The 2,990-nt window shown below is 58.9% G+C and carries 1 protein-coding gene; it reads right to left on the bottom strand.

Annotation, left to right across the window (positions count from 1 at the left end; translation table 11 throughout):
* Positions 1-2,990: immunoglobulin-like domain-containing protein (locus APH30_RS29245; protein WP_371262942.1), on the bottom strand; the 2,990-nt coding region annotated here is incomplete at both ends.

Here is a 2,990-nt window from a genome sequence, read left to right as displayed (position 1 = left end):
GTCGCCTTCGTTATTGCCACCTGGGTTACCTGGAGTGCCTGGCTCATCGGTAACTACTGTGCTGACGGTATCTTTGCCCAGGTTCAGTTGCTCGAACTGATCGGCGCCGGCGCCTTCGACCTTGGTCAGGCCTTGGGTGATGGTCACCGGGTCGTTGACATAAACGTTATCTGGCGCAGTGACGGTAACCGAACCGGTGGCCTCGCCTGCCTTGACGGTCACAGTGGTGCCGTCAGTCAGGGTGAAGGTCAGACCCTTGTGGTTGGTCACTGGCAGGCTTGGATCAGCACTGACCAAGGTCACGGTGTAAGTGATCTGGCCCCCTTCGGCCACTGTGGTGTTATCCACAGTGAGCTGGGCAGTAACCGGGCTCTGAGTATCGGTGACCGCAACGGTAGCAGGCTCGCCGATTTGCAGGTTTTCCAACTGCTCGCCGACCACTTCCGCCTTGGTGATGCTGACGGTGATCTTGCCTTCGTCCTTGAACACGTCATCGCCCTGCGCCGGAGCGGCATAGGACTTGGTGGTTTCACCGGCCGCGAAGGTCAGGGTGGCACCGGTGCTCAAAGTCACGGTGAATGGCTTGTCGAGCGCCTGGTTCAGGGTAACGGTGAAGGTCGGCTCAGTAGCCTCATTCACAGACAGCTGATCGGCAGCGATGCTGACCTTGACCAAGTCGCCTTGGCCAAACGGCTCGTCAGTAACCTGAGTTTGAACCTCGGCCTTGTCCAGGGTCAGCTGCTCGAACTTCCAGGCATCCTGGCCGCTGACCGAATCAATGGCGTTGACCACTGGTGCGTTGGTGCCGACGTAGACGTTGTCCGGCGCGATAACAGTGGCCGAACCGGTGGTGCTGTTGGCCGCCACGACAATGTTGGTGCCGTCGGTCAGCTTGAAGAACAGCTCCGCGTGGTTGTTGATCGGCAGACCATCTTTGTTGGTCAGCGTGATGGTGTAGGTAATCTCGCCGCCTTCGGCCACCGATGGGGTCGCGGTCAGTTTGGCGACCACTTCATCGATGGTGTCGGTGACTTTTACCGAAGCGTCGCCACCCAGTTGCAGGTTCTCGAACGCTGCACCGGTAGCATCGGCCGCCGACTTGATGCCCAAGGTGATTTCGCCGGCGTCTTGGTAGACGTCATCGCCCTGTGCGTCGTGAGTGTACGGCTCGCTCGAAGTTTGACCGGCCTTGATTGTCACGACCGCGTCATTGCTCAGGGTCACAGTCAGGTCATGCGCCAGGACCGTGTTTATGTGCACGGTAAAGGTCGGTTTGACGTTCTCGGCGACCGAAACCTGGTCAGCCGTGATGGTGACCTTGACGATGTCACCTTCGTTGCCCGGGGTGCCAGGCTCGTCGGTGACCTGGGTGCTGACCTCGGTCTTGTCCAGGGTCAACTGCTCGAACTTCCACGCATCCTGGCCGCTGACCGAGTCAATGGCGTTGACCACTGGCGCGTTGGCGCCGACGTAGACGTTGTCCGGCGCGATAACAGTGGCCGAACCGGTGGTGCTGTTGGCCGCCACGACGATATTGGTGCCGTCGGTCAGCTTGAAGTACAGCTCCGCGTGGTTGTTGATCGGCAGACCATCTTTGTTGGTCAACGTGATGGTGTAGGTAATCTCGCCGCCTTCGGTCACCGATGGGGTAGCGGTCAGTTTGGCGACCACTTCATCGATGGTGTCGGTGACTTTTACCGAGGCGTCGCCGCCCAGTTGCAGGTTCTCGAACGCTGCACCGGTAGCATCGGCCGCCGACTTGATGCCCAAGGTGATTTCGCCGGCGTCTTGGTAAACGTCATCGCCCTGTGCTGCGTGCTCGTAAGCCGCGGTGGTTTCGCCAGCCTTGATGGTGACCTTGGCATCGTTGCTCAGGGTCACGACCAGGTCGTGAGCCAAAGGCTGATTGATATGCACGGTGAACGTCGGTTTGACGTTCTCGGCGACCGAAACCTGGTCAGCCGTGATGGTGACCTTGACGATGTCACCTTCGTTGCCCGGGGTGCCAGGCTCGTCGGTGACCTGGGTGCTGACCTCGGTCTTGTCCAGAGTCAGTTGCTCGAACTTCCACGCATCCTGGCCGCTGACCGAATCAATGGCGTTGACCACTGGCGCATTGGTGCCGACGTAGACGTTGTCCGGTGCGATAACAGTGGCCGAACCGGTGGTGCTGTTTGCCGCCACGACGATATTGGTGCCGTCGGTCAGCTTGAAGTACAGGTCCGAAGGGTTGTTGATCGGCAGACCATCTTTGTTGGTCAGCGTGATGGTGTACGTAATCTCGCCGCCTTCGGTTACCGAAGGGCTCGCGGTCAGCGTGGCTACAACTTCACTGATGGTGTCTGAGATTTCAACAGTCGCGGGGCTACCGAACTCCAGCTTCTCAAAGGTGGCACCTGGGACGCTTGCGTCAGTAACGCCAAGAGTGAGAGAGCCGGGATCTTTGAAGACATCATCACCTTGGGCTGCCGCCTTGTACTCCACCTCTGTTTTACCGGCTTCAATGGTGACCTTGTCGCCATTGGACAGGGTAACGGTCAGTGGCCGATCCAGCGCCTGACTGACTTTTACAGTAAAGACAGGCTGCTGATCTTCAGTCACATTGCCATTGCTGACGATGCTCACAGTTACAGGGTCGATGCTGTCCTGGATGACAGTCGATGCAGGTGTTGGGTCCGGTGTCAGTTGCTCGAAATTGCCACCGGTTGCTTTGTCGATGGTGACATTGACGGTCGAGCCGTTGTTGTAAACGTCGTTGGCCGGGGTCTGGAAGTCGACACTGCCTTGGGTCTTGCCCGCTTCAACAGTCACAGTCTGGCCGTTGGACAGGGTCACGGTTACCGGCGTCTGAGCAGGGTTGCTCAGGGTCACGGTATAGGTGATCACGCCGCCTTCGGTCACGCTCGGCGATGCAGTGAGGGTCGCGGTGGTGGTGTCGACCGAATCATTGATCGTGGTTTGAGCCGGGGTCGGGTTCGGCGTCAGTTGCT

This window comes from Pseudomonas sp. NBRC 111127, from assembly GCF_001320345.1.
Taxonomy (GTDB): domain Bacteria; phylum Pseudomonadota; class Gammaproteobacteria; order Pseudomonadales; family Pseudomonadaceae; genus Aquipseudomonas; species Aquipseudomonas juntendi.
The sequence above is the reverse complement of the archived record's forward strand: the minus strand, read 5'-3'. Positions and strand labels throughout refer to the sequence as shown.